The following is a 20,597-nucleotide window of genomic DNA, read 5'->3' on the forward strand; positions in this document are numbered from 1 at the left end:
TCAGATCTACACGAAACGAGGGGAAGGCATCTCTTAGACGCCGTCCCCTCGACATTGGGTGCTGTGGGCACTGTACAGACTACCATCGGCAGACGCTGTCATCAGTGGCCAAAGGTCGGCAGAGCAGGATGAATTCGTCATCGATCAATGTTTGTGATCATGCGGTCGGCACGTCAGAAGCTGAGCCGATCTGGACGGAATTCCTTCGCAGGCTGACAAGACGTGGCCTCCGCGGGGTGAGCTGGCTTCGTGCCGCTCTCTAAAACCCTGGCCAGTTCGCCGATCAGGTTTGCCTTCACGGCGTCGTGGAAATGGCGGCGCATTTCACCGAGCGTCCTGGGATCGGCGATGACGAGGGCGCCGATTTCGCCTTTGAGCGTCTGGCGGCATCCGGGTTGGCCGCTGCGCTGCGGTGTCGTGCGCCTGAGCCGTGGTTTAAGGCGTCGATCTGCGGTTCCGGCAGTTCGACAAGCCGGATATGCGGCTCGGCTCCCTTATTTGCGGAACAGGGATATCCGTCTGCCGTCCGCCACGGCAATAGTCGCATCGTTGGGAAGTATCATCTCTTATCTCCAGTTGTTTTAAACTTGGGAACCGGGGGAATGTCGGTCGGGTCGCCGGAAAAGATCAGGGTGCCATAACGGCCTTCGATGATCCCGATTGCATCCCCGAGCGCGCCGATGCCGGCGGTACCTCCTGTCGCCGCCACGAAGTCGCGCGCGGCCTCGATCTTTGGCCCCATTGAGCCGGCCGGGAATTCCTCCGACCGGATCTGATCGATTGACATCGTTCGGATGGGTTCCTTGGAGGAACTGCCCCAGTTTCGATAGACGGCATCGACGTCGGTCAGCATCAGCAGCATGTCTGCGCCCAACTCTTCCGCGAGCAGTGCCGCCACCCGATCCTTGTCGATGACGGCCTCGATCCCGATGAGGCTGCCGTCGCTCCGGCGGATGACAGGAATGCCGCCCCCGCCTCCGCAGATGACGATCACGTCCTGCTCGACGAGAATCCGGATGACCGACACATCCGGAATATGCTTTGGCAGGGGAGACGCAACGACGCGCCGGTGGCCCGTGCCATCCGCCGCAATGTTCCAACCCCGTTGCCGCGCCAGTTTCTCGGCTTTCGTACCGGAATAGACCGGGCCGATCGGCTTTGTCGGCTTGCGGAACGCGGGGTCGTCCGCATCGACTTCTACCTGAGTCAGCAACGTCGCGACGCGTTTCCGGCCGGCCAGTGCGTTCTCGAGCTCCTGCTCGATGATATACCCGATCATGCCTTCGGTTTGGGCGCCGAGCACGTCGAGCGGATAGGCTTCCTCCGGCTTGTAAGCCTCCGACTGAAGCGCCAGCAGGCCCACCTGCGGCCCGTTGCCGTGGCAGACGACGACGCGGTGGCCGGCGCCGATCACTTCGGCCATGGCGGCCGCGGCGCGCTTGACGTTGGCGCGCTGGCTCTCGGCCGTGAGAGGCTCTCCGCGTCGCAGCAGCGCATTCCCGCCCAATGCGATGACGATGAGCATTGCTAGCCTCCGATTGTCGCGATGAGGATCGCCTTGATTGTGTGCATCCGGTTCTCGGCCTGGTCGAAGACGATGGACGCCGGCGATTCGAATACCTCTTCCGTTACCTCCATGCAGTCGATGCCGAATTGCTGGAACATCTTCTCGCCGATTTCGGTCTCGCGGTTGTGGAACGCGGGCAGGCAGTGCATAAACTTTGCGTGCGGATTGCCGGTTGCCGCCATCAGTTCGGCAGTGACCCTGTAAGGCGTGAGCTTTTCGATGCGATCGGCCCAGACGGAATCCGGCTCGCCCATCGACACCCAGACGTCGGTATAGAGATAGTCGCAGCCCGCGACCGCCTCCTTTGCGTCTTCGGTCAAGGTGATCCTGGCACCGGTGTTCGCCGCAATGGCCCGGCACCGCTCGACCAGTTCTGCATCCGGCCAGTATTGCCTTGGCGCCGCAAGACGGATATCCATTCCGATGAGGGCCGCCCCCGCCAGCAGCGAATTTCCCATATTGTTTCCAGCATCGCCGAGGAAGGCGAAACTGACCGCCGACAGATGCTTGCGCGTATATTCGCGCATCGTCAGGAAATCGGCGAGAATCTGCGTGGGATGGAATTCGTCGGTCAGGCCGTTATAAACCGGCACTCCGGCATGGCGAGCGAGATCCTCGGCCACGGCGTGACCGAAGCCGCGGTACTCGATCGCATCGTAGAGCCGACCAAGCACGCGCGCGGTGTCCTTCATCGATTCCTTCTTGCCGATCTGGGTTCCGGACGGCCCGAGATAGGTGACATGGGCACCCTGATCATAGGCCGCAACCTCGAAGCCGGTTCGCGTGCGGGTGGAATCCTTCTCAAAGATCAGCGCGATATTCTTGCCCGTCAGACGTGGCTGCTCGTAGCCGCCATATTTTGCCTGCTTCAGCGAGGCGGCCAGTTTGAGCAGGAAGCGAATTTCGTCAGGTGAGAATTCGAGAAGCGTCAGGACGCTGCGGCCGTGCATGTTGATGGGCATGGATGGCTTCCTTCTGTTACACGGGGTCTCGGATCAGCGGGCATGTCATGCAATGGCCGCCTCCGCGACCCCGACCGAGTTCCGCGCCCGGCACGGTGATAACTTCCACGCCCGCCTTGCGAAGCTGGGTGTTGGTGTAGGTATTGCGGTCATAGGCGACGACAACGCCCGGTTCCAGCGCCACGACGTTGTTGCCGTCGTCCCACTGCTCGCGTTCGGCGACATAAGCGTCGCCGCCCGTCTCGACTACACGTAACTGCTTCAGACCCAGAGCCTCAGCCGCGACCTCGATGAGCGGACGCTCTTCCTTCCGCACATCGATCGTTCCTTCTTGTTCGCCTGGGCGGATCGAATATGGTTCGATCTTATCTGCCACCTCCGCAAAGAGGGTGACGAGATGGCGGTCGCAGAAGGTGAAGACCGTATCGAGATGCATGGAAGCACGCTCAATCGGCAGTTTACACGCAATGACTCTTTCTGCGCCGCCTTGCGCAAAGAGGGAGCGCGCGAGTTGGCCGATGGCCTGCGGTGTCGTCCGCTCGCCCATGCCGAGGAGAACGGTTTCGTTGCCGATCGGCATGACGTCACCACCCTCCAGTGTGGCGAGGCCGTGGTCCTTGTCGGGATCACCCCACCAGACCGGGAAGCCGGCATCGCGGAAATCCGGATGGAAACGATAGATGGCGGCGATGTTGACGGTTTCGAGCTTGCGTGCATTCCAGCGCATGGGATTGAGCGTGACGCCGCCATAAATCCAGCAGGTCGTATCCCGCGTGAACAGATGATTGGGCAGCGGCGGCAGAACGAAATCTTCCGGGCGCAGCGTCTCCACCAGAAGACCCCCGCCCTTAATTGGGAGCTCCGCCTTGCTCATGCCGCCCATCAGAATTAGCGAAAGGGCGTCGGCATCGATTTCCATGAGATAAGCCCGCAGATCGTCCGCAAAACCGGTACCCACGGTGTCGTCGTTGACGCGACGTTCAAGAAGCCAGCGTCGGGCTTCAGGAATTTGCAGAGTCTCCGCCAGCATTTCGCGCAGGAACACGACCTCGACGCCACGATGGCGCATGACGTCCACGAAGGTCAGGTGCTCGATACGTGCCTGTTTCACCCAGATGACATCGTCGAACAGCAGTTCGTGGCAGTTCGACGGAGTAAGACGGGCAAGCGCCGCGCCGGGACGGTGGACGAGAACGCGGCGCAGTTTGCCGACCTCCGAGTGGACACCATAGGTGATAGCCATTGAAAATCTCCTTCAGGCAATGATGGTGGCGATGCTGAGGCTCGCCATGATGATAACGGTGAGGATCACGAGCAGCGGCCACATGAAGCGCAGCCAGCGCTCATAGGGCACGCGGCCGATGGCAAGCGCGCCCATGACAACCGCGAAGGTCGGGTTGATGAGATTTACGAGGCCATTGGCGGACTGATAGGCGGTGACAACCAGACTTCGGCTGACGCCGGCGAAATCCGCAACCGGCGCCATGATCGGCATGGACAGAACCGCGAGGCCCGATGACGAAGGCACGAAGAACGACAGCAGCACCTGAAGCCAGTACATGACGTTGATAAAGGCGACTTTGCCCAGTCCGGCAACCGACAGCTCGGTCCAATGCAGGATGGTGTCGGTGATCTTGCCCGCGTCCATGACGACGACGATACCTCGCGCCAGTCCAGCATGCAAAGTGGCTGAAGGTGGCGCGCGAACTGCCCTGGCGAAAGCCGGTCTCCTCGCTCAACTACCTGCTCACCTCCCATGTCTGGCGCCAGGACCATAACGGCTTCTCACACCAGGATCCGGGCTTCATCGATCTCGTCGCCAACAAGGGCGCCGATATTGTGCGCGTTTATCTGCCGCCGGATGCCAACACGCTGCTATGGGTCGGCGATCATTGCCTGAAGACATGGAACCGCATCAACGTCATCGTCGCCGGAAAGCAGCCGGCGCCCCAATGGCTGACGATGGCCGAGGCGGTACACCACTGTGAGGCCGGGATTGGCATATGGGACTGGGCGGGCACGGAAGAGGGGCTGAGCCCCGATATCGTGATGGCCTGCGCAGGCGACGTGCCGACAATGGAGACGCTTGCTGCCGTCGCTCTCCTGCGCGCGGCGCTGCCGCATTTGCGCGTCCGCGTCGTCAATGTGGTGGACTTGATGGCGCTGCAATCGCCGCATCACCATCCGCATGGGCTTCCCGATGCGGATTTCGACCGGATCTTCACGCGCGACCGGCCGGTGGTCTTCGCCTATCACGGCTATCCCTATCTCATCCACCGCCTGGTCTACAAACGCACCAACCATCCGAACTTCCACGTGCGTGGTTTCATCGAGAAGGGCACGACGACGACGCCCTTCGACATGGCGGTAATGAACGAGCTCGATCGATATCACCTCGCCATCGAGGCCATCGAGCGCTTGCCGGTTCCGGGCGAAAGGTCGGTGTCTATGGTAGACGCGCTGAAGGGCAAGCTTGCCGAGCATCACGCCTATGTGCGCGAATTCGGCGAGGACATGCCGGAAATCCGCGACTGGAAATGGCCTCATCCTCGGCCGTAGGTTGAAATGCCGCCACTGGTCCTCGGCGGAGCGGTTTGCCCATTCAGCAGTCTGTAGCGAGAGGCCAATTTTTCGCCGGGGAGGGCGGCCACGAGATTGACCCACACGCTGTATCCGGCATCCACATAATGGTCTGGCCGCTAATGCAGCGGGCCTTTCGGCCAACAGGAAGGCCGCCTCCCCAACTTGATCGATCGTCACGAGTTGGTGTAGCGGAGAGTGTTGGCTGCCTTCATATTTGACGCGGTTTGATTGGCCATCATGCCGTAGAAGGTATCGGCATAGGCATTTTCCGGATACTTAGAATCGAATTGGTTAAAGACTGGTGGCACGCACTTTTAAAGTGTTGTTCCATAAATCGCATTATGTGATGTTATAACGTCCATAGTGTTGACAGTGGAGCTGCCGAAATATTCTCATCAAACGGCGTGACCCGATCGTGATCATGGAGAACGAGCCCACGCAGGAAACGATCTCCTGTCGCAGCTTTGAGCTGGCGCAAACCCTTGATGTCCGACGGACGGACTGTTGCCGACGCCTTCACCTCGATCCCAACAATCCGACCGCGACGGTCCTCGATCACGAGATCCACTTCATCCTGGTCCTTGGTGCGATAGTGAGAGAACGATAGCCGGAGATCGGTCCAGGCTGCGATCTTTAGGATTTCGGATACGACGAAGCTTTCGAGCAAGGGTCCGAAGCGCCCCCGGTCTCGCCGTAGCCTCTCCTCATCATCGCCGCGCACGGCAGCAAGCAGGCCACTGTCGACGAAGTGCATCTTCGGGGTTTTAATCAGACGGCTGAGGCTATTGGTCGACCAAGGCGAGACCAATTTCAGAAGATAGAGGCGCTCAAGGATGCCGACGTATTTCTGAGCTGTGACGCTGGAGATCGCCAGCGCCGATCCGAAACTGGAATTGTTCGTAAGTTGACCCGCGTGTTCGGCCAATACGCTCAGCAACCTCGGAAGCCGATCGAGTTGGTCGATATTTGCGATATCACGAACGTCACGATCCAGAATCAAGGAGATATAGTCGTCTAGCCACGCTTGTCTTCGACTGGCACTCTTTCTTCGCAAGACTTCGGGATATCCCCCTTTGAGGACAATCTCGATAAGGTCTCCCGCATTGACGGGCGACCCTGCTGATGTAAACGGTTCGTTTGAAAACAGCCGGTGCAGGAACTCGCCCGGCGCGCGGACGATTTCGGCTTGAGCCAATGGAAATAGCGAGATTACGGCCATACGACCTGCCAGGGAATCTGCTATGGCGGGAACCGTCGCAAGATTGGCAGAGCCAGTAATCAAGAACCGACCCGGTCTGGTGTCGACGTCGACGCTTTCTTTGAGCGCGAGCATAAGCTCCGGGGCTCTTTGGATCTCGTCTATAACTGCCCCATCCAGCCCTCGGATAAATCCGACGGGATCGCTGCGGGCTGCCGCCAAGGTACCTATGTCGTCGAGGGTGAAATATGGCCGACCGTTTGCGACGAACTGCCGCGCAAGGGTTGTCTTGCCTGCCTGTCGTGGGCCGGAAATGAGAACAACACGGGTATCTTCCAGCGAGTCCCGGATTTTCGGGGCGACTTTCCGATCGTAGTAATGTAGCGACGAATCTTCAGTCTTCATTCGACTGTTTTTAAACCAAATTACGGCCAATTCAAAGTCGTAAGTCGACGATTTCAAATCATCGCTGCATTGGCGATGTGAACCGCGCCGAATTTACCGGAGACCGTTTGGTTTAAGTTATGCGGCCATGGCTGGCGCGTCCAGCATGTCATAGTATCGTTCTTCGGCCTCGGCTGGCGGTATGTTGCCGATGGGCTCCATGAGGCGGCGGTTGTTGAACCAATCTACCCATTCCAGCGTGGCGAACTCCACGGCTTCGAAGTTTCGCCACGGTCCTCGCCGATGGATGACCTCGGCCTTGTAAAGGCCGTTGATCGTTTCGGCGAGAGCATTGTCGTAACTGTCGCCGACACTTCCGACGGAAGGCTCGATGCCTGCCTCCGCCAGCCGCTCGGAATAGCGAATGGACACATATTGCCAGACGCGGTCGGAATGATGGACCAGTCCGCCACGGTGGCCGGGCCGCCGATCATGAAGTGCCTGGTCGAGGGCATCGAGCACAAAGCCCGCATGGGCAGTCCGGCTTGCCCGCCAACCGACGATGCGGCGAGCGAAGGCGTCGATCACAAAAGCCACGTAGACGAAGCCCTGCCAAGTGGCCACATAGGTGAAATCAGAAAGCCAGAGCATGTTCGGCGCTGGCGCGAAGAACTGCCGGTTCACCCGGTCGAGCGGACATGGCGCGGTCTTGTAGGCCACCGTGGTTTTGACAGGCTTGCCTCGAATAACGCCTTGCAGCCCCATGCCCCTCATAAGCCGAGCGACTGTACAGCGGGCGATGCCGTAACCTTCCCGCCGCAATTGCCGCCAGACCTTCCGAACCCCATAGACCTGGAAGTTCTCGTTGAACACACGCTGTATCTCGATCTTCATGGCAATGTCGCTCCGAGCGCGGGCCGACAGTCGGTCCACATCGTTGCGCTTGGCGATGACCTCGTAATAGGTGGACGGGGCAATCGGCAGCAGTCTGCAGATCGGCTCGACCCCGAGCGCCGAGCGGTGTTCGTCAATGAAGGAAATCATCGCTTCAGTGGGCGGTCGAGCTCCGCCATCGCAAAATAAGCTGACGCCTTTCGCAAAATCTCGTTGGCTTGCCGGAGTTCGCGATTCTCCCGCTCCAACTCTTTCATCCTGGCGACGGCATCACTGGGCAGGCCTGCCCGTTTGCCACTGTCGATCTCGGCCTTCTTCACCCACTCATTGAGCGTATGTGCCGAGCAGCCGATCTTGGCCGCTATCGAGCAGACCGTCGCCCAGCGGGACGGATATTCGGCTTCATGTTCCGACACCATGCGAACGGCGCGGCCGCGGACTTCAGGAGAAAACTTGTTTGTCGTCTTGCTTGTAATAGACCCTACTTCTCACGAGTTGGGGTCTCCGGCAAAGCCGGGACGGTTCAATGCCGTCGAGCCGATCAACGCTTCCTGCTCAATCCCGGCACCACGAATTCTTTCACGGCGACCCGCCTGCGGTCAATTCTCGTCCATCTAAAGGTTGTCTGGTCGTGCGTTCATGACTTGCTCCGCCCGGCATCAATTGTCGCCTCAGCGGGTAACCTTACCTGCTTACCAACATTCAGGCATGTCCTTGCTTAGCATCTCTGAATTGTAGAGTTTTCACCCGATGGGGCTCCTCAGCGGCAAGGGGGAACGAATGCTGGCACAGATGCGCGCTCAATACGTGGTCGTGGATCCGCTGTCGTCCCTCGCCGGAAACATAGCGGCCGTGGAAGAGCGGCTGCTCGAAATGGGAATGCACCGCGAAGCGTTTACTGTGACTACCGGTGAGGACGGAAGGACCCGCCTGAAATTCTGGGAGCCTGACCGTGTGGAGGCCCTGAGGATACTCGCCAGGCTGGACGGCCAAGTTTGAGCTTAACACGCGGTTTACATGCTTCGGGTACGGTCCAAGGCCATGAACCCTTACCTCATCATTCTGCGCAGCACTCTCGCCCGGCTACCGGAAAACACGCCAACAGCCCGCCTTGAGGTATACGCCAAGGCGCGGGAGGGCGTGACCAAAAGCGTGGATCGATTGGATCCAAGGCCGTCAGAGGCGGCACTGCGCAGGATGATGGAAAAGCTTGAAGCGGCCATTGCTGAGGTGGAAGCCGAACAGGGCATTCTCTGAGCCCGCCTTAAACTCTTCCGATTGTCCCCTCCAGCGGCGCTACGGTAGACCCCGCGATAACCTGCGAAACCACCACGGGACCTACAAACCGTTCTATGTCGCCGTCGCCGGCATCACGAAGTAGCTCCAGGCTATAACCATCGGCGAGCGCAGCGGCTCGCACGGCATTGGCCATCGGGTGCGCGTCTTCCAGCCTGACATTGCGATGCTCGGCAAGCCAGTCTTCGAGCCAGTCATCTACGGTCCGCATGGGGATTACCTCATGATTGAGCGGAGGTCATGCTTCATGCGGATATAATTACATGGACGCATTTCAGGTTCCACTTTCCTGATGCGATGCCCGCTGAGCCGCGTGCAGTCAGGCCAAGGCCGCCTGCGCCCTGCTCGGGGTTGCGCGACGACAGGCTCTCGGAGCATGGCGCAGACGTCAAAACCAAGAACACCGGCGACTCGATAACCGGCATGATGCGCTCCATGACGCAGGAGGAGATGCTGGAACTCTGCTGGATCGACAAATAGGGTCGCATCATCTCCAGGCACAGCCCCGAACAACGCGCAGAATTAGGATGACTGGTCCTGCCAACGGGTTTGTCCATGAGAGCTTCCGGCGCCGATAACCCACCCATCACGCCGATGAATCGGAGCGCCTCGACCGATTCAAAAGTCTCATTGGACTTGAGGCAGCGGTTTGGCGATGCTGCCGGCATGGCTCTCTACCCGTACCGTCTCTATTGTCGCAAGATCGACCGTACCCAAAACCTGTCGCGCTACTATATGCTCGCCATCGAACCGACCCTTTTCGGTGAAATCGCCGTCGTGCGGCAATGGGGACGGATCGGCAAGCGCGGCGGTGAGAAAAGCGACGTTTTCGCGACCGAGCGGGACGCCGCGATCCATTTTCTGATGCTGGTACGCAAGAAGCGGAAAAGGGGCTATCTGCCGGTCATCACCGGTAGATTTGCTGGCGATACGCGGGCTCACCGAGGCAACGGCGAGGATCCGATTGCCGCTTAAGATCAGTTTTGAGCCTGGAGTTGAGGCTCAATTGTTCTTTTCCGCGGACTGGCCTCCACCGGCCTTCATCCGCTCTCGGATCGTGATCTCGACGACTTGCCTCTCTTCGTCCTGCTCCACGGCAGATGCGCACAGCAGTTGTTCGAAACGGGCCTTGGAGAGAGCAGGGGCAAAGACGCGCATACTGAGATTCGCATTGAATTCATTAGAAGGTGATCAGATCGGCCGGTTGCGGCAACCTCGGCGGATCGATTTCCCCAACATTTCGAGCGGCCTGAAAGGCTGGGCGGAAAGGCGGGTCGACTGATGCCCTTACCTTTCGTGAGGTCGCCTTGTTCCATGCCCCCTGCTCTGGCCGTTCCGGACATGTGCTTCGCGCCCGCTGTTTGAGGTCATCGCGGATCGGCGTCGTCATGGATTCAAGCCAACGGCGACGCGCTCCAAATCCGCTCCGACTGAACAATCTCCGGCAAGTCTACACCTGGCCCGTCCGCCGGAGCGGATGGCATGCCGGTGAGGGCCAGCTCACTCGCTTCCAACAATGCCATGTAGGAAGAGCGCAATTCGTCGTCGCATGCGTCGGCGCTGAAACGAAGGGCCGAGGACGCGACATATTCCCTGTTCATTTCGAATGAGATCCAGCGCCGTTGCAACCTCTCCGCCGCCTCGCCGGTCGTGTTTGATCGGGCAAAGATGTCAACGACGAGATCGTCGGGAGCGGTCAGCATCCTGATGAAGAATTCCGGAAACAGTCTTGGATATCGGGCCGGGTGCAGGATTACCCCAAGTCTCTTGCAGCGGCGAAGATAAGCATCATTGCTGCTCGTGTTTGGGATTTCCAGCACGTTGGAAGGAATGGCTCCGCCGTTATCGCGCGCGATGGTTCTTGTCATGCTGTGACCGCTCGGTCGAACGGCTTCCTCCGAACGGGTATCTGTTTCCGCGAGAAGTTTTCGCATTCTTTCGCTGTATGGGGTGAGGACGTTTCGGACATTCGCCTTCGGCCACGGCGATTTGCTGAGCCACAGGATCGTGTTGACGGCGTCCTTGGCGCGGATCTTGCGCTTGTTCACCCATTCGATCGGGCTCGGCAGCTTGGCGGTATTGTGCCAATAGAATTCCTGACAAAGATGGTACCCCAGGTCTTCGCAGAGACGAAGGACGACTTTGTAGATGTGGAGGCTGCGCGACGGGGTGCCGCGTTGACAGGCCCCGCCGAGATCGATGACGAAGCTACCGTCCGTTGCGAGCTTTGGCATGATCTTTTCTGCGAAGCCGGCGAGCCAGTCGACATAGCCGGACTGGTCCTCATTGCCATAGGCCTTCGGTCGCAGCAGCGGAAATGGCGGCGAGGTCATGACCAGGTTGACGCTTTCGTCGTCAAGCCGATCGATGAGTTCGAGCGAATTGCCGCACCAGGCTTGTCCATAGGCGGTCGAGGAGAGTGGTCGAGGAGATTTCATCAGGTGAATTCCAGGTGATTGGCGCGGCTTGGCGTCCCTACACGAAAGTGGTGAATCTGTCCGACATTTGAGAACATATGGTGATCACGCAGCGAGGATGGAGGTTTCCCGCCGCAGCGGCCTGAGATCGGGGCTGTCCGTCGGGGTCCAGATGTAATCTCCGGTCAGACTGATATGCTGCCAACCGAGCGGGGTGATATGTTTGATCACATCAGGAGGCGTGGCGATGCCTTCACGATTGAGCTGGGCGAAAGTCGGTTCGAGATAGAGCGTATTCCAGTAGACGATGGCATTGATGAGTAGGTTCAGTCCGGACGCCCCGTAGAACTGGCTCTCGAAGGTCCTGTCCCGCAGTTCTCCGAGGCGATTGAAGAACAGCGCGCGGGCCAGGGTGTTCTGCGCTTCGCTCTTGTTGAGGCCGGCGGTAGCGTTCCGGCGCATTTCTGGGTTCTGCCACCATTGCGGCAGGAAGATGGATCTGTTGATGCGTCCGATATCGCGAAGTGCGAGCGCCAGTCCGTTTTGACGCGGAAAGGCGGACAGCTTCGCCAGCAAGGTCGAAGGCCGGACCTGGCCGGAACGGATCGTCGTGACGAGGCGGAGGATATCGTTCCAATTTGCCTTGATCCGCTCGATGTTGATGGGCTCGCCAACGAGCGATGCAAGATTTTCGGGCGGCGTATCGCCCGGGAAGAGATAAAGCTTGCGATCCTTGAGGCCGCGCAGCCGAGGTACAAGCTGGAAACCAACAAAGTGGCAAAGCGCAAAACTTATGTCGCTGACCCCGCCGGTATCGACATAGTGCGTTTCGATGGCGAGATCGCTGCCGTGATAGAGCAGTCCGTCGAGAACATAGATGGCCTCGCTCGCATTGGCGTTCATGGCGATGATGTGGAAAGCGCCGTACTGGTCAGACGTAAAGCGGTAAAATTTGGCGCCGGGGTTGGGGCCGTACCGCGCGTTGAGATCGCCAATCGCCTCGGCATGGCCTCCCGCCGGAAAATATTGTCCGTCTGAGGATGATGTTGTTCCATCGCCCCACAGCTTCGCGAGAGGCAATTGCTTCTGGGCGTTGACGAGGATGGCGTGAGCGGCGTTGTAGCCTTCCTCGCGAATGTGCCAGTCATGCGCCCAGGCGAGTTGACGCATCGTCAACCCGGGTGAAACATCGGCCATTCTCGTCAGGCCAAGATTGATACCGTCCGCCAGGATTGCGGTGAGCAAAGCGAGCTTGTCGTCGGCCCACCGACCGGTGCGTAGATGTGTGAAAGCGTTGGAAAATCCCGTGCGAGCATCCACCTCGAGCAAAAGATCGGTGATGCGGATTGCGGGCAAACGGCTTTCCACTTGTCGCTTCAGCGACTTGGCGATGTCTGGAAACATCGCCTTGTGCGGCGTGACACTGAATCCAGCCTCGGTCAGTTCGACATCATCGAGTTCGCCGACGGCTGCAAGACGGGAGAGGTCAGCCAATCCCTCATTCATAATCTTGCGCTGCTGGCTGAGATAGGTTTCCACGTCGGTATCGACGGCGACCGGAAGTGGACCTTCCTCGCGCATCAGCTCAAATGTCGGCGTGGGAATGAGAAAGCTTTCGAATGACTGGAAGCGCTTCGCCCCCTCCACCCAGACATCACCCGCATCAAGCCGGCGCTTCAACTCGCTAAACAGGCAGAGTTCGTAAGCCCGGCGATCAATCTTGCCATCCTGAAGGAGGAGCGGCATCCAGCCTTTCGGTGCGAAGGATGTGGGAGCGTTGTCCGGTATAGCCCGTTTCCCTGTGCGGTAGAGATCGGCAATCACGGAGAGCGCGCGCAAGAGATTCGCCGCCACGGCGTGCCCGCGGAACACGAGGGTCGAGAGGAATTGCGGCGCAAGTTTCCGGATCGTCGGATAGCGCTGGAGCATTTCGATTTTACCGTCGATGATATCCGGCGCGATCAGCGTGTCGACCGCCTCGACACTGGCGGCAAAGGCTGGCCATTGAACGACCTGTTCGAGCGCCTTGGCGATATCCTCGCCTTTCTCCTTGGCCTTGATGATCGCATGGCAAACTTTCGAAACGTCCTTCAGTGGCTTCTGCACCTCCCGCACGGAGCGGGTGACGCGGGCGGCCGCCTGACTGTCGGCCCGCCGCGTCAACATACCCATGAGTTTCTTGAACATGTCGATGGCGCCGTCGGTCAGGTGGCGGGAAAGATACAGCACCGTCGCCGCCAGCACGGCATGCCGGCGTTCGGGGTTGAGGTCGCGCAGATGTTGGGCACTCATTCGCATCCCCTCCGCGGCGAATTCATCAAAGACCTTGGCCGGAATGCGCTCCATCAGCGTCGCCGGCAGGTTTAGGGACCGAAGGAAGCGAATTCGCTCGGCTATTCTGTCAAGGTTGGCGGCGGCTGGTGATAATGCTGGTGTCCTCGCCCAGGCGAGAATGGTGACGCTCGTCCCCTCACGCGGGTCGAGAAGTTTGTCCAGGTCGAGCTTTTGGCCCTCCGACAATCCGCCCGCCAGCGCCCGGTGGGCTATGCGAATCCCGCGCCGGATTGCCAAATGAAGGATGGCTTCAAGGGCTTGGCGCGCAGGCAGAAGAATGCGGCGACGGCGCAATTCCTCCACCACCATATCCGCCAATGCATCGGCTTGGCGCAGGCTTTGCGCGGCAGGCGTCAGCCAGCCGGTAAGCGCTTTCACGTCCGCGGGCGCAAAAGGACGCATCTTCATCCTGTCGAAAAGCAGGGCGAGATGCTCGCGCCGGGTCTGCGGGCGCTCGAAATAACGATCGATCTCGCGGTGATCGACGCCAATCTGCAGTGCCAGAAACCGCAAAACGCCAAACGGCAAGACCTCGCCATCCGCAAGCGGCCGGCCGGGATAACGCAGCAAGGCTATGACACAGGCAAGGCCCAGCCTGTTCGAGGCCTTGTTCTGCCGCATGATCAGGTCGAGATCCGGCCGGTCCAGCGTGTAATGTTTGGCGATCTCCCTTTCGTCCTGCGGGATGGTTGTCGCCTGTTGCCACCATATCTCGCTCAGCAATGCTCTTCTGGCCATTGTCTCGGCTTCCAGTTTCGTTGCGGAAACCGCAGCGAACTGGAAAACACATGTCCGACAAACGACCGTTTCGCGGCATCCACAGTTTTTGTCCGCAAACCTTGTTCTTGAACGGCAAATCGGACATTGTCCGAGTTCAACGAGAAAACGGACAAACCACGTCTCATGACCTCTATCGGCTATGCAAGGGTCTCCACTGGCGACCAGGACACTGCCCTGCAACTCGACGCTTTGCGCAAAGCAGGCTGTGAAAGACTGTTCGAGGATAAGGCATCCGGCGTGAAGACTGACCGGCCCGGATTGGCCGAGGCGATCCGCTACGTTCGCGACGGCGACACGCTCATAGTCTGGAAGCTCGACCGCCTCGGTAGGTCGATGAAGCACCTCATCGAGATCATCACAGAACTGGAGGCCAAAGGCGTCGGCTTCCGATCCATCACCGAAAACATCGACACCACGACATCGGGCGGTCGACTGGTTTTCCACCTGTTCGGGGCGCTGGCACAGTTCGAGCGCGATCTGATCAGGGAACGAACACGCGCCGGCCTACAAGCCGCAGGGGAACGCGGTCGACGCGGTGGTCGACAAGTCGTCGTAACCCCGGAGAAACTTGCCAAAGCCCGCCAGCATCTGGCGGCCGGTTTGAACGTCCGGGAAGCTGCGGCCCGCGTGAAAATCGGGAAAACCGCCCTCTACGAAGCTCTCAGGGCCGAAAAAACAACGACATCTACGGTTAAACCGACCTGAGTTCAGGATACGTTCTCAAAAGTCGGACAGATTCACTACTTTCGTGTTGTGACGCCGGCCAGCGTACTCGCAGGCATATAAAAGCGAAGCGATAACGCCCCAATTTCAAGCTGCACCGCTTTCGCGGATGCTGATGTTGATTATCAAGAATTTGGCTAATCGGGACTGACCATTATCTAATTGCCCTCTTTAGGTCGGTTTTTCAGCGGACGCTGAAAGCATTACCAACCTCTTTCCTGAGCGTGAAAATTCCACTGTCGGAATTGCGAGTGGGGTGGACGCGGTTTGTCAGGAGCGTCCATGCGCGATCGTTTTCAAAATCAATCCATAATCCAGTCCCGGTAAAGCCTGTATGGCCTATAACGCTCTTGTTGCAAAAGTTCCCCCCGGACCATCCGTCGTGATATCTTTCCCAACCATGCGTACGCGTAAGGGAAAGAGGTTGCCGCATCCAACCCGTCGCACGATCTCCTTTATGGTCTGCAACTAAAACACGGCCTGCATAACCAAGCACCGCATCCACGGTCCCGAATAGTCCCGCGTGTCCAGCCCCTTGCAACGCAAAACAGTTCTCATCGTGAACCTCACCGCAAATTAGTCGCCCACGCCAAGCGCAGTATTCCGTTGCAGCGGTCAATTCGGGATCACTAGAAAACGCAAATCCAGGCCCGGCGTGCATCTCGCGGATGCGCTTACCCGTCAATCGCTCAAGCGCAATACCAAGCAGGATGAAATTTATGTCCGAGTAGGTAGGATTTACGGGCTTCCATTCATTTTGAAGCACAAATGCGCGAAGGCGATCTGGGTCATTGCTACGTCTGTAAATTGGTTCGACCGCTGGGAAAGGCGTCAAGTGACCAAGGCATTGGCGAAAAGTAAGCGCACGCTCCCAACAGTCTGGCGAGCCGTCGCGGAGATCGGTTATAATCGTGCTAATGGGAGCATCAAGATCAATTAAGTGCGCAGCAGCAAGCTGCAAAATCTGATGGGTGGTAAAGATTACTTTTGTGAGTGAGGCGAGATCAAACCACGTTTCAGTTGTCATAATCCGCTCCCCACCCATTCTCTGTGCAAGGCCAACCGCTTTTTTTAGCTGGTTACCTTGGCGATCAACCATTCCAAGCACAGCACCAGGGATGCGACCTTCACGGACGCTTGTATCAACGAGCTCGAAGGCAGACTTAAAAGCGCAAGAGTGTTGATTTACGTTAAGCACAATCGATCCGGACGTGTGGATTGGTTTAGTTTATAGGTTTCTAACGCAGTCGAGTGGCTCGCAAGTCTCGAAGAAATATCCGAAACTTTGATGAGTGTTAGTTTTTTTAGAACTTATGTTCCGCGATTGCCTTACGTAGGAAGCCCTGATGACGAATTAGAGAAGCTTCTGCCTCCCGTAACTGAAGGCCAGTCAAGATCATCAAAATCGCTGCTTTGACGTTATTCTCGCTTTTAGAAAGATAAGTTTCCGCAACATCGGCAGAACATCCCGTTGCTTCGGCGATAATGCGAATCGCGCGCGCCTGAAGTTTCTGGTTGCTGATCGTAAGATCTACCATGAGATTTTCATACGTCTTGCCGATACGGATCATGCTCGCCGTTGTCAGCATGTTCAGCACCAGCTTCTGAGCAGTGCCGGACTTCAGGCGCGTCGAGCCCGTGACAACTTCAGGTCCTACGACTGGGGAGATCGCGATATCAGCTATGTCAGCCAGAGTTGAATGGGCGTTACATGTGAGCGAAATTGTCTTTGCCCCGATGGATTTAGCGTAAGTCAAGGCGCCGACAACATAGGGTGTTCTACCACTAACTGCGATACCAACGACGGCATCTTTCGACGAGAGGTCAATTGCTTTAAGATCACGCTTACCCTCCTCGCTATCATCCTCCGCACCCTCTACAGCATGAAGAATGGCCTTGGGACCGCCAGCGATCAGGCCTACCACCAGACCCTCCGGCACGGAGAAAGTGGGCGGACATTCCGAGGCATCCAGCACCCCCAATCTCGCACTCGTTCCAGCGCCGATGTAGATCAGGCGACCGCCCTCACGAAAGGCGTTGACGATCTCCTCCACTGCTTCGGCGATCTGTGGAATTACACGCGCCACGGCTTCAGGTACCAACGCATCCTCGCGGTTCATGATCTTGAGGATGTCTTCTGTGGGGAGAAGATCAATGGACATGGAGGTAGGATTACGAGCTTCTGAAACCAGTTGCTCTAGTTCCGCCATCAGGTGCTGGTGCGACATCGATCCTCGCTCGTTATTTTTTATACGCTACGATTGAATATTCCCTGTGTCAATAAAATTAGGAATATATTATTCCATACGAAAGATTGCCAAGCTAGGTCGCGTTTCGATCAGTTCAAGGTTTTAATCTGCGTGCGAGAATTATTGAGCCGGCAACGGCATCTCCATCAGCTGGCTTGAGCCGTCGGCGCACGTCAGGAGCAAGCCAAGGCTCCAGCGGGCCGGCAAGGCCACCGAGAAGCGTCACTAATGGCGCACCGTATTCCAGCAATCGACGCACCAAGGCGTCTATCTGCTCGGCTCCCGACTGGACGATCTGTCGAGCGACGGAATCGCCTTGATCTGCGTGGCGCAGCACCAGTGGCGCAAAGGTGGCGTAGTCCGTTGCAGTTGCTTTGTCCATCCATCCCACAACGTTCGCGGGGTTGTGATCAAAGCGGTGAAGCACCTCATGCAAAAGCGCCGTCTTTTCACGCCGCCCATCGTAGGCTCGCAGCGAAAACCGAATCGCTTTCAAGCCAAGATCGGCACCGCTTCCTTCGTCCGAAATCGGGAATCCATAACCGCCTGCACGGACCTCATGCCCGCCCACCATCGCAAGTCCAATTGATCCTGTGCCGGCAATGACGATACCCCCATCATGGCCGGAATGCGCGCCAAGGCAGGCCGCCGCTCCATCAGAAGTGAAGCAGATACTGCCGAATGGGTGTGGCAGGGCTTCAAGTTCTTCGCGTGATCCAATCCGGGTGAGGCCAGCGATGCCGATCCCGGCCATTACATTAACGGCTTCGGAAGAATTTATGCCAGCCTCTTCAGCCGCGCATGTCCACGCTCGCATGACCGAGGCCCAGGCATTTCCAACACCAAGCCGGGTTGTCGCTGGACCGGAAAGCCCTTGTCCCAGAACGTTGCCTGCCTCATCGACAAGTCGCGCGCGGCAGCCCGTGCCCCCACCATCAACGCCAAGAAAGAGCTTTTTTTTGCTTCTAACTTTTTTCATGTGGAAATCCGCGAGATATTTGCACCGCACTGGGATAGCTTGCGATCAAGCTGCTCGTAGCCGCGATCCAGATGGTAGACGCGCTTGATAACTGTCTCACCTTTTGCCGCCAAAGCGGCCAGCACGAGGCAGACGGACGCCCGCAAATCTGTCGCCATCACTGGCGCCCCCTTTAGCAACGGTCGCCCGCGAACAAGAGCTACGGCGCCGTTAAGAGCAATATCGGCTCCGAGCCGGGATAGTTCCGGCACATGCATGAAACGGTTTTCAAAGATCGTTTCACGGATAACGCTCGCTCCATCTGCGAGGCAGGCCATCGCCATCAACTGCGCCTGAAGATCAGTCGGAAAGCCGGGATAGGGTTCTGTGGTGATATCGGCATGCTTTATCTGGTTGCAACCGTTCACCACAACACCGCGATCGCCTGGCCATACGGTTGCTCCCATGCACTCCAGAACTTGCAGAACGGACGCCATGTGCTCCATTCGCGCGTTAACAAGTTCAATGCGTCCGCCGGTTATCATTGCGGCGCAGGCATAGGTTCCCGCTTCCACCCGGTCAGGAATGGCATGGTGGCTTGCGGCCCGCCAGTTCGTTGCGCCGTTAACAAGCACACGATGCGTGCCGGCTCCCTCGATTTCGGCACCCATGGCCGTTAGGCAGCCGACGAGATCGACCACTTCCGGCTCGCGAGCGGCGTTGAGAATTTCTGTTTCACCTTGCGCGCAGCAGGCAGCCATCAAGGCCGTTTCCGTTGCACCTACAGATGGACCGGCGAGCACGATGCGAGCACCTTTGAGCTTGCTGCCGTTGGAGGCAACGATATAACCCCCTTCGACAGACACCGTGGCGCCCAGCGCGGTGAGAACCTTGAGATGCATATCGACCGGACGCGCGCCTATAGCGCAGCCACCAGGCAGGGAAACACAGGCAGACCCGAATCGCGTTAGAAGGGGGGCGAGCACGAGGATCGAGGCACGCATCTTGCGGACCGTGTCATAATCGACTTCTCCTGGCGTCAGGCTGGAGGCGTTAATCCTGGTCCCCGTCGCGTCCTGCTCGATCCCTGCACCGTAAAGCGATATGATCCCCAGCATGTTTTCGACATCAGAGACTTTCGGCAAGTTCGTCAGCTCAAGTGAATGAGTAGAAAGGAGTGCCGCAGCGATTTGCGGCAACGCTGCGTTCTTGGCGCCGGAAATTGGAACAGCGCCATCTAGCCTATTACCGCCAATAATATGAAGTTCATCCATGGGAGGCCTTCCGGGTCAGAACTGCGCTTGCAGGATTCGGGGATGGCCAATCATAAGATAGGCGCTATAATATTCCAGATAATTTTCATTTTTTGAATATCTTATTCCGCAGAGAGGGATTATGTCCGTTTTGAAGGTAATTCAAGCGAAGCTGGATTCGATGACCGATGCCGAACGCCAGATCGGTCAGTTCATCATTGAGGATCCTGACCGGATGGTTCAACTTTCCTCGGCGGAACTAGCTGGTGCCACAGGTCGCAGCCAATCGAGCGTGGTCAAGTTCTCCCAGAAGATCGGGTATGAGGGCTATCAGCAACTAAAACTAGCGGTAACGAAAGCCAAGGCACAGGAATGGCGTGTGCCGTCCGGTATGATCCACGGCACAATCGAGGCTGGCGACAACTACGTCACAATCCAGCAAAAGCTGGTGGCGAGCAAGGTTTCAGCCATGCAGCAGACCATGCAGGTGAATTCGGAGGAAGCTGTGAAGCGGGCTGTTGCCGCTTTGGTCAGGGCACGGCGTATACATCTTGCTGGTATTGGCGCTTCTTCCCTCGTTGCGAGAGACTTCTCGTATAAGTTGTTGAAACTTGGTCTTATGGTGCTCATGGACCGGGATCCCCATGTGCAGATGGCCAACGCCGCCTCGCTGCGGGAAAGCGACGTTCTCTTTGCCATCTCGCAAGCTGGCAGCAACAACGAAACGATCCGGCTGGCTGAACTTGCCCGAAAATGCGGAGCAAAAGTCATCACGCTGACTGGTCTGCAGGGCAGTCGGCTGGGCCGGCTTGCTGACATCTCGCTTTACACGGTGGCAGATGAGGAGCGCGTTCGTTCATCAGCCATAACCTCACGCGATGCGCAGCTTGCCATCTGCGATCTCTTGTTCCTACTGCTGATAGCGAAGCTTCCAGGCGCGAACGAAGCCATTCACGCCAGCGAAGCAGCGGTCTCCATACTCAAATCATGAACAGCATC

The 20,597-nt window shown here is 58.0% G+C and carries 20 protein-coding genes, 2 pseudogenes and 1 other annotated feature; of the genes and pseudogenes, 6 read left to right on the plus strand and 16 right to left on the minus strand.

What is annotated here, in order from left to right; genetic code table 11:
* Positions 1 to 278 precede the first annotated feature (278 nt).
* From EGT36_RS31590 to EGT36_RS28855, 5 genes and pseudogenes are all read right to left on the minus strand, one after another.
* A pseudogene (locus EGT36_RS31590) lies at positions 279 to 365 on the minus strand (host cell attachment protein); the annotation flags it as partial.
* Between the two features lie 194 nt (positions 366 to 559).
* Positions 560 to 1,525: a carbamate kinase gene (arcC, locus tag EGT36_RS28840; protein WP_125271673.1), complete on the minus strand. Its 966-nt coding sequence runs from the start codon at positions 1,523 to 1,525 to the stop codon at positions 560 to 562.
* A gap of 2 nt (positions 1,526 to 1,527) precedes the next feature.
* Positions 1,528 to 2,529, minus strand: coding sequence for an ornithine carbamoyltransferase (gene argF / locus EGT36_RS28845; protein WP_125271674.1), 1,002 nt, complete (start codon positions 2,527 to 2,529; stop codon positions 1,528 to 1,530).
* A 16-nt stretch (positions 2,530 to 2,545) separates the two neighbouring features.
* A complete protein-coding gene (gene arcA / locus EGT36_RS28850) occupies positions 2,546 to 3,772 on the minus strand; it encodes an arginine deiminase (RefSeq protein ID WP_125271675.1) in 1,227 nt (408 codons plus the stop codon).
* Positions 3,773 to 3,784: 12 nt separating this feature from the next.
* The gene (locus tag EGT36_RS28855) at positions 3,785 to 4,177 is read right to left on the minus strand and encodes a TIGR00366 family protein (RefSeq protein WP_286084378.1); all 393 of its coding nucleotides are present in this window, start codon (positions 4,175 to 4,177) and stop codon (positions 3,785 to 3,787) included.
* A 26-nt stretch (positions 4,178 to 4,203) separates the two neighbouring features.
* Between EGT36_RS28855 and EGT36_RS28860 the strand changes: the two are divergent.
* Positions 4,204 to 5,088 (plus strand): annotated as a pseudogene (locus EGT36_RS28860) (phosphoketolase family protein); the annotation flags it as partial.
* 373 nt (positions 5,089 to 5,461) lie between these two features.
* On the opposite strand, the gene EGT36_RS28865 reads toward EGT36_RS28860, so the two are convergent.
* Entirely contained in the window at positions 5,462 to 6,715 is a 1,254-nt protein-coding gene (locus EGT36_RS28865; protein WP_125271676.1) for an ATP-binding protein, read from the minus strand.
* 117 nt (positions 6,716 to 6,832) lie between these two features.
* A protein-coding gene (locus EGT36_RS28870; RefSeq protein WP_125271677.1) for an IS3 family transposase occupies positions 6,833 to 8,007 on the minus strand; the annotation gives its coding sequence in 2 pieces (ribosomal slippage) (positions 6,833 to 7,770 and positions 7,770 to 8,007; 1,176 coding nt in all).
* Positions 7,664 to 7,780: a sequence feature (AL1L pseudoknot), on the minus strand. It overlaps the preceding gene by 117 nt.
* A 361-nt stretch (positions 8,008 to 8,368) precedes the next feature.
* On the opposite strand from EGT36_RS28870, the gene EGT36_RS28875 reads away from it, so the two are divergent.
* Together EGT36_RS28875 and EGT36_RS28880 are read left to right on the plus strand one after the other, a co-directional pair.
* The gene (locus EGT36_RS28875; protein ID WP_286084379.1) at positions 8,369 to 8,587 is read left to right on the plus strand and encodes a hypothetical protein; all 219 of its coding nucleotides are present in this window, start codon (positions 8,369 to 8,371) and stop codon (positions 8,585 to 8,587) included.
* 18 nt (positions 8,588 to 8,605) lie between these two features.
* Positions 8,606 to 8,845: a hypothetical protein gene (locus tag EGT36_RS28880; protein ID WP_125271678.1), complete on the plus strand. Its 240-nt coding sequence runs from the start codon at positions 8,606 to 8,608 to the stop codon at positions 8,843 to 8,845.
* Between the two features lie 7 nt (positions 8,846 to 8,852).
* Here EGT36_RS28880 and EGT36_RS28885 read toward each other — a convergent pair whose 3' ends face one another.
* Complete coding sequence (locus tag EGT36_RS28885; RefSeq protein WP_080823665.1) at positions 8,853 to 9,095, minus strand: hypothetical protein; 243 nt, start codon at positions 9,093 to 9,095, stop codon at positions 8,853 to 8,855.
* 34 nt (positions 9,096 to 9,129) lie between these two features.
* Complete coding sequence (locus EGT36_RS28890; protein ID WP_125271679.1) at positions 9,130 to 9,552, minus strand: hypothetical protein; 423 nt, start codon at positions 9,550 to 9,552, stop codon at positions 9,130 to 9,132.
* Here EGT36_RS28890 and EGT36_RS28895 point away from each other — a divergent pair.
* The gene (locus tag EGT36_RS28895) at positions 9,551 to 9,859 is read left to right on the plus strand and encodes a WGR domain-containing protein (RefSeq protein WP_080823855.1); all 309 of its coding nucleotides are present in this window, start codon (positions 9,551 to 9,553) and stop codon (positions 9,857 to 9,859) included. The genes EGT36_RS28890 and EGT36_RS28895 overlap by 2 nt on opposite strands.
* 27 nt (positions 9,860 to 9,886) lie before the next feature.
* Here the strand turns inward: EGT36_RS28895 and EGT36_RS30750 are convergent, their stop codons facing one another.
* The 3 genes from EGT36_RS30750 to EGT36_RS28905 form a co-directional block, all read right to left on the minus strand.
* Positions 9,887 to 10,042, minus strand: a complete 156-nt coding sequence (locus EGT36_RS30750; RefSeq protein ID WP_167378255.1) for a hypothetical protein — start codon at positions 10,040 to 10,042, stop codon at positions 9,887 to 9,889.
* Between the two features lie 236 nt (positions 10,043 to 10,278).
* Positions 10,279 to 11,322, minus strand: a complete 1,044-nt coding sequence (locus EGT36_RS28900; protein WP_080823667.1) for a DNA-methyltransferase — start codon at positions 11,320 to 11,322, stop codon at positions 10,279 to 10,281.
* Between the two features lie 84 nt (positions 11,323 to 11,406).
* Entirely contained in the window at positions 11,407 to 14,373 is a 2,967-nt protein-coding gene (locus tag EGT36_RS28905; RefSeq protein WP_125271469.1) for a Tn3 family transposase, read from the minus strand.
* Positions 14,374 to 14,538: 165 nt separating this feature from the next.
* Here EGT36_RS28905 and EGT36_RS28910 point away from each other — a divergent pair, with 165 nt between their 5' ends.
* On the plus strand, positions 14,539 to 15,120 hold the full coding sequence (locus EGT36_RS28910; RefSeq protein WP_125271468.1) for a recombinase family protein: 582 nt from the start codon (positions 14,539 to 14,541) through the stop codon (positions 15,118 to 15,120).
* Positions 15,121 to 15,322: 202 nt separating this feature from the next.
* Here the strand turns inward: EGT36_RS28910 and EGT36_RS28915 are convergent, their stop codons facing one another.
* The 4 genes from EGT36_RS28915 to murA form a co-directional block, all read right to left on the minus strand.
* Positions 15,323 to 16,336, minus strand: coding sequence for a serine hydrolase domain-containing protein (locus EGT36_RS28915; protein ID WP_125271680.1), 1,014 nt, complete (start codon positions 16,334 to 16,336; stop codon positions 15,323 to 15,325).
* Between the two features lie 106 nt (positions 16,337 to 16,442).
* The gene (gene murQ / locus EGT36_RS28920) at positions 16,443 to 17,366 is read right to left on the minus strand and encodes an N-acetylmuramic acid 6-phosphate etherase (protein ID WP_125271681.1); all 924 of its coding nucleotides are present in this window, start codon (positions 17,364 to 17,366) and stop codon (positions 16,443 to 16,445) included.
* A gap of 115 nt (positions 17,367 to 17,481) precedes the next feature.
* Entirely contained in the window at positions 17,482 to 18,366 is an 885-nt protein-coding gene (locus tag EGT36_RS28925; protein WP_125271682.1) for a glucosamine kinase nucleotide-binding domain-containing protein, read from the minus strand.
* Entirely contained in the window at positions 18,363 to 19,619 is a 1,257-nt protein-coding gene (gene murA, locus EGT36_RS28930; RefSeq protein WP_125271683.1) for a UDP-N-acetylglucosamine 1-carboxyvinyltransferase, read from the minus strand. The genes EGT36_RS28925 and murA overlap by 4 nt, the downstream gene beginning before the upstream one ends.
* A gap of 121 nt (positions 19,620 to 19,740) precedes the next feature.
* On the opposite strand from murA, the gene EGT36_RS28935 reads away from it, so the two are divergent.
* Complete coding sequence (locus tag EGT36_RS28935; protein ID WP_125271684.1) at positions 19,741 to 20,589, plus strand: MurR/RpiR family transcriptional regulator; 849 nt, start codon at positions 19,741 to 19,743, stop codon at positions 20,587 to 20,589.
* Positions 20,590 to 20,597 lie beyond the last annotated feature (8 nt).

This window comes from Agrobacterium sp. FDAARGOS_525, assembly GCF_003938925.1.
Classification (GTDB): Bacteria; Pseudomonadota; Alphaproteobacteria; order Rhizobiales; family Rhizobiaceae; genus Agrobacterium; species Agrobacterium pusense.

Coding starts and splice junctions, on each gene's coding strand:
- arcC (WP_125271673.1), bottom strand. CDS start 1,525: ATGCTCATCGTCATCGCATTGGGCGGGAATGCGCTGCTGCGACGCGGA.
- argF (WP_125271674.1), bottom strand. CDS start 2,529: ATGCCCATCAACATGCACGGCCGCAGCGTCCTGACGCTTCTCGAATTC.
- arcA (WP_125271675.1), bottom strand. CDS start 3,772: ATGGCTATCACCTATGGTGTCCACTCGGAGGTCGGCAAACTGCGCCGC.
- EGT36_RS28855 (WP_286084378.1), bottom strand. CDS start 4,177: ATGGACGCGGGCAAGATCACCGACACCATCCTGCATTGGACCGAGCTG.
- EGT36_RS28865 (WP_125271676.1), bottom strand. CDS start 6,715: ATGAAGACTGAAGATTCGTCGCTACATTACTACGATCGGAAAGTCGCC.
- EGT36_RS28875 (WP_286084379.1), top strand. CDS start 8,369: ATGCTGGCACAGATGCGCGCTCAATACGTGGTCGTGGATCCGCTGTCG.
- EGT36_RS28880 (WP_125271678.1), top strand. CDS start 8,606: ATGCTTCGGGTACGGTCCAAGGCCATGAACCCTTACCTCATCATTCTG.
- EGT36_RS28885 (WP_080823665.1), bottom strand. CDS start 9,095: ATGCGGACCGTAGATGACTGGCTCGAAGACTGGCTTGCCGAGCATCGC.
- EGT36_RS28895 (WP_080823855.1), top strand. CDS start 9,551: ATGGCTCTCTACCCGTACCGTCTCTATTGTCGCAAGATCGACCGTACC.
- EGT36_RS28890 (WP_125271679.1), bottom strand. CDS start 9,552: ATGCCGGCAGCATCGCCAAACCGCTGCCTCAAGTCCAATGAGACTTTT.
- EGT36_RS30750 (WP_167378255.1), bottom strand. CDS start 10,042: ATGCGCGTCTTTGCCCCTGCTCTCTCCAAGGCCCGTTTCGAACAACTG.
- EGT36_RS28900 (WP_080823667.1), bottom strand. CDS start 11,322: ATGAAATCTCCTCGACCACTCTCCTCGACCGCCTATGGACAAGCCTGG.
- EGT36_RS28905 (WP_125271469.1), bottom strand. CDS start 14,373: ATGGCCAGAAGAGCATTGCTGAGCGAGATATGGTGGCAACAGGCGACA.
- EGT36_RS28910 (WP_125271468.1), top strand. CDS start 14,539: ATGACCTCTATCGGCTATGCAAGGGTCTCCACTGGCGACCAGGACACT.
- murQ (WP_125271681.1), bottom strand. CDS start 17,366: ATGTCGCACCAGCACCTGATGGCGGAACTAGAGCAACTGGTTTCAGAA.
- EGT36_RS28925 (WP_125271682.1), bottom strand. CDS start 18,366: ATGAAAAAAGTTAGAAGCAAAAAAAAGCTCTTTCTTGGCGTTGATGGT.
- murA (WP_125271683.1), bottom strand. CDS start 19,619: ATGGATGAACTTCATATTATTGGCGGTAATAGGCTAGATGGCGCTGTT.
- EGT36_RS28935 (WP_125271684.1), top strand. CDS start 19,741: ATGTCCGTTTTGAAGGTAATTCAAGCGAAGCTGGATTCGATGACCGAT.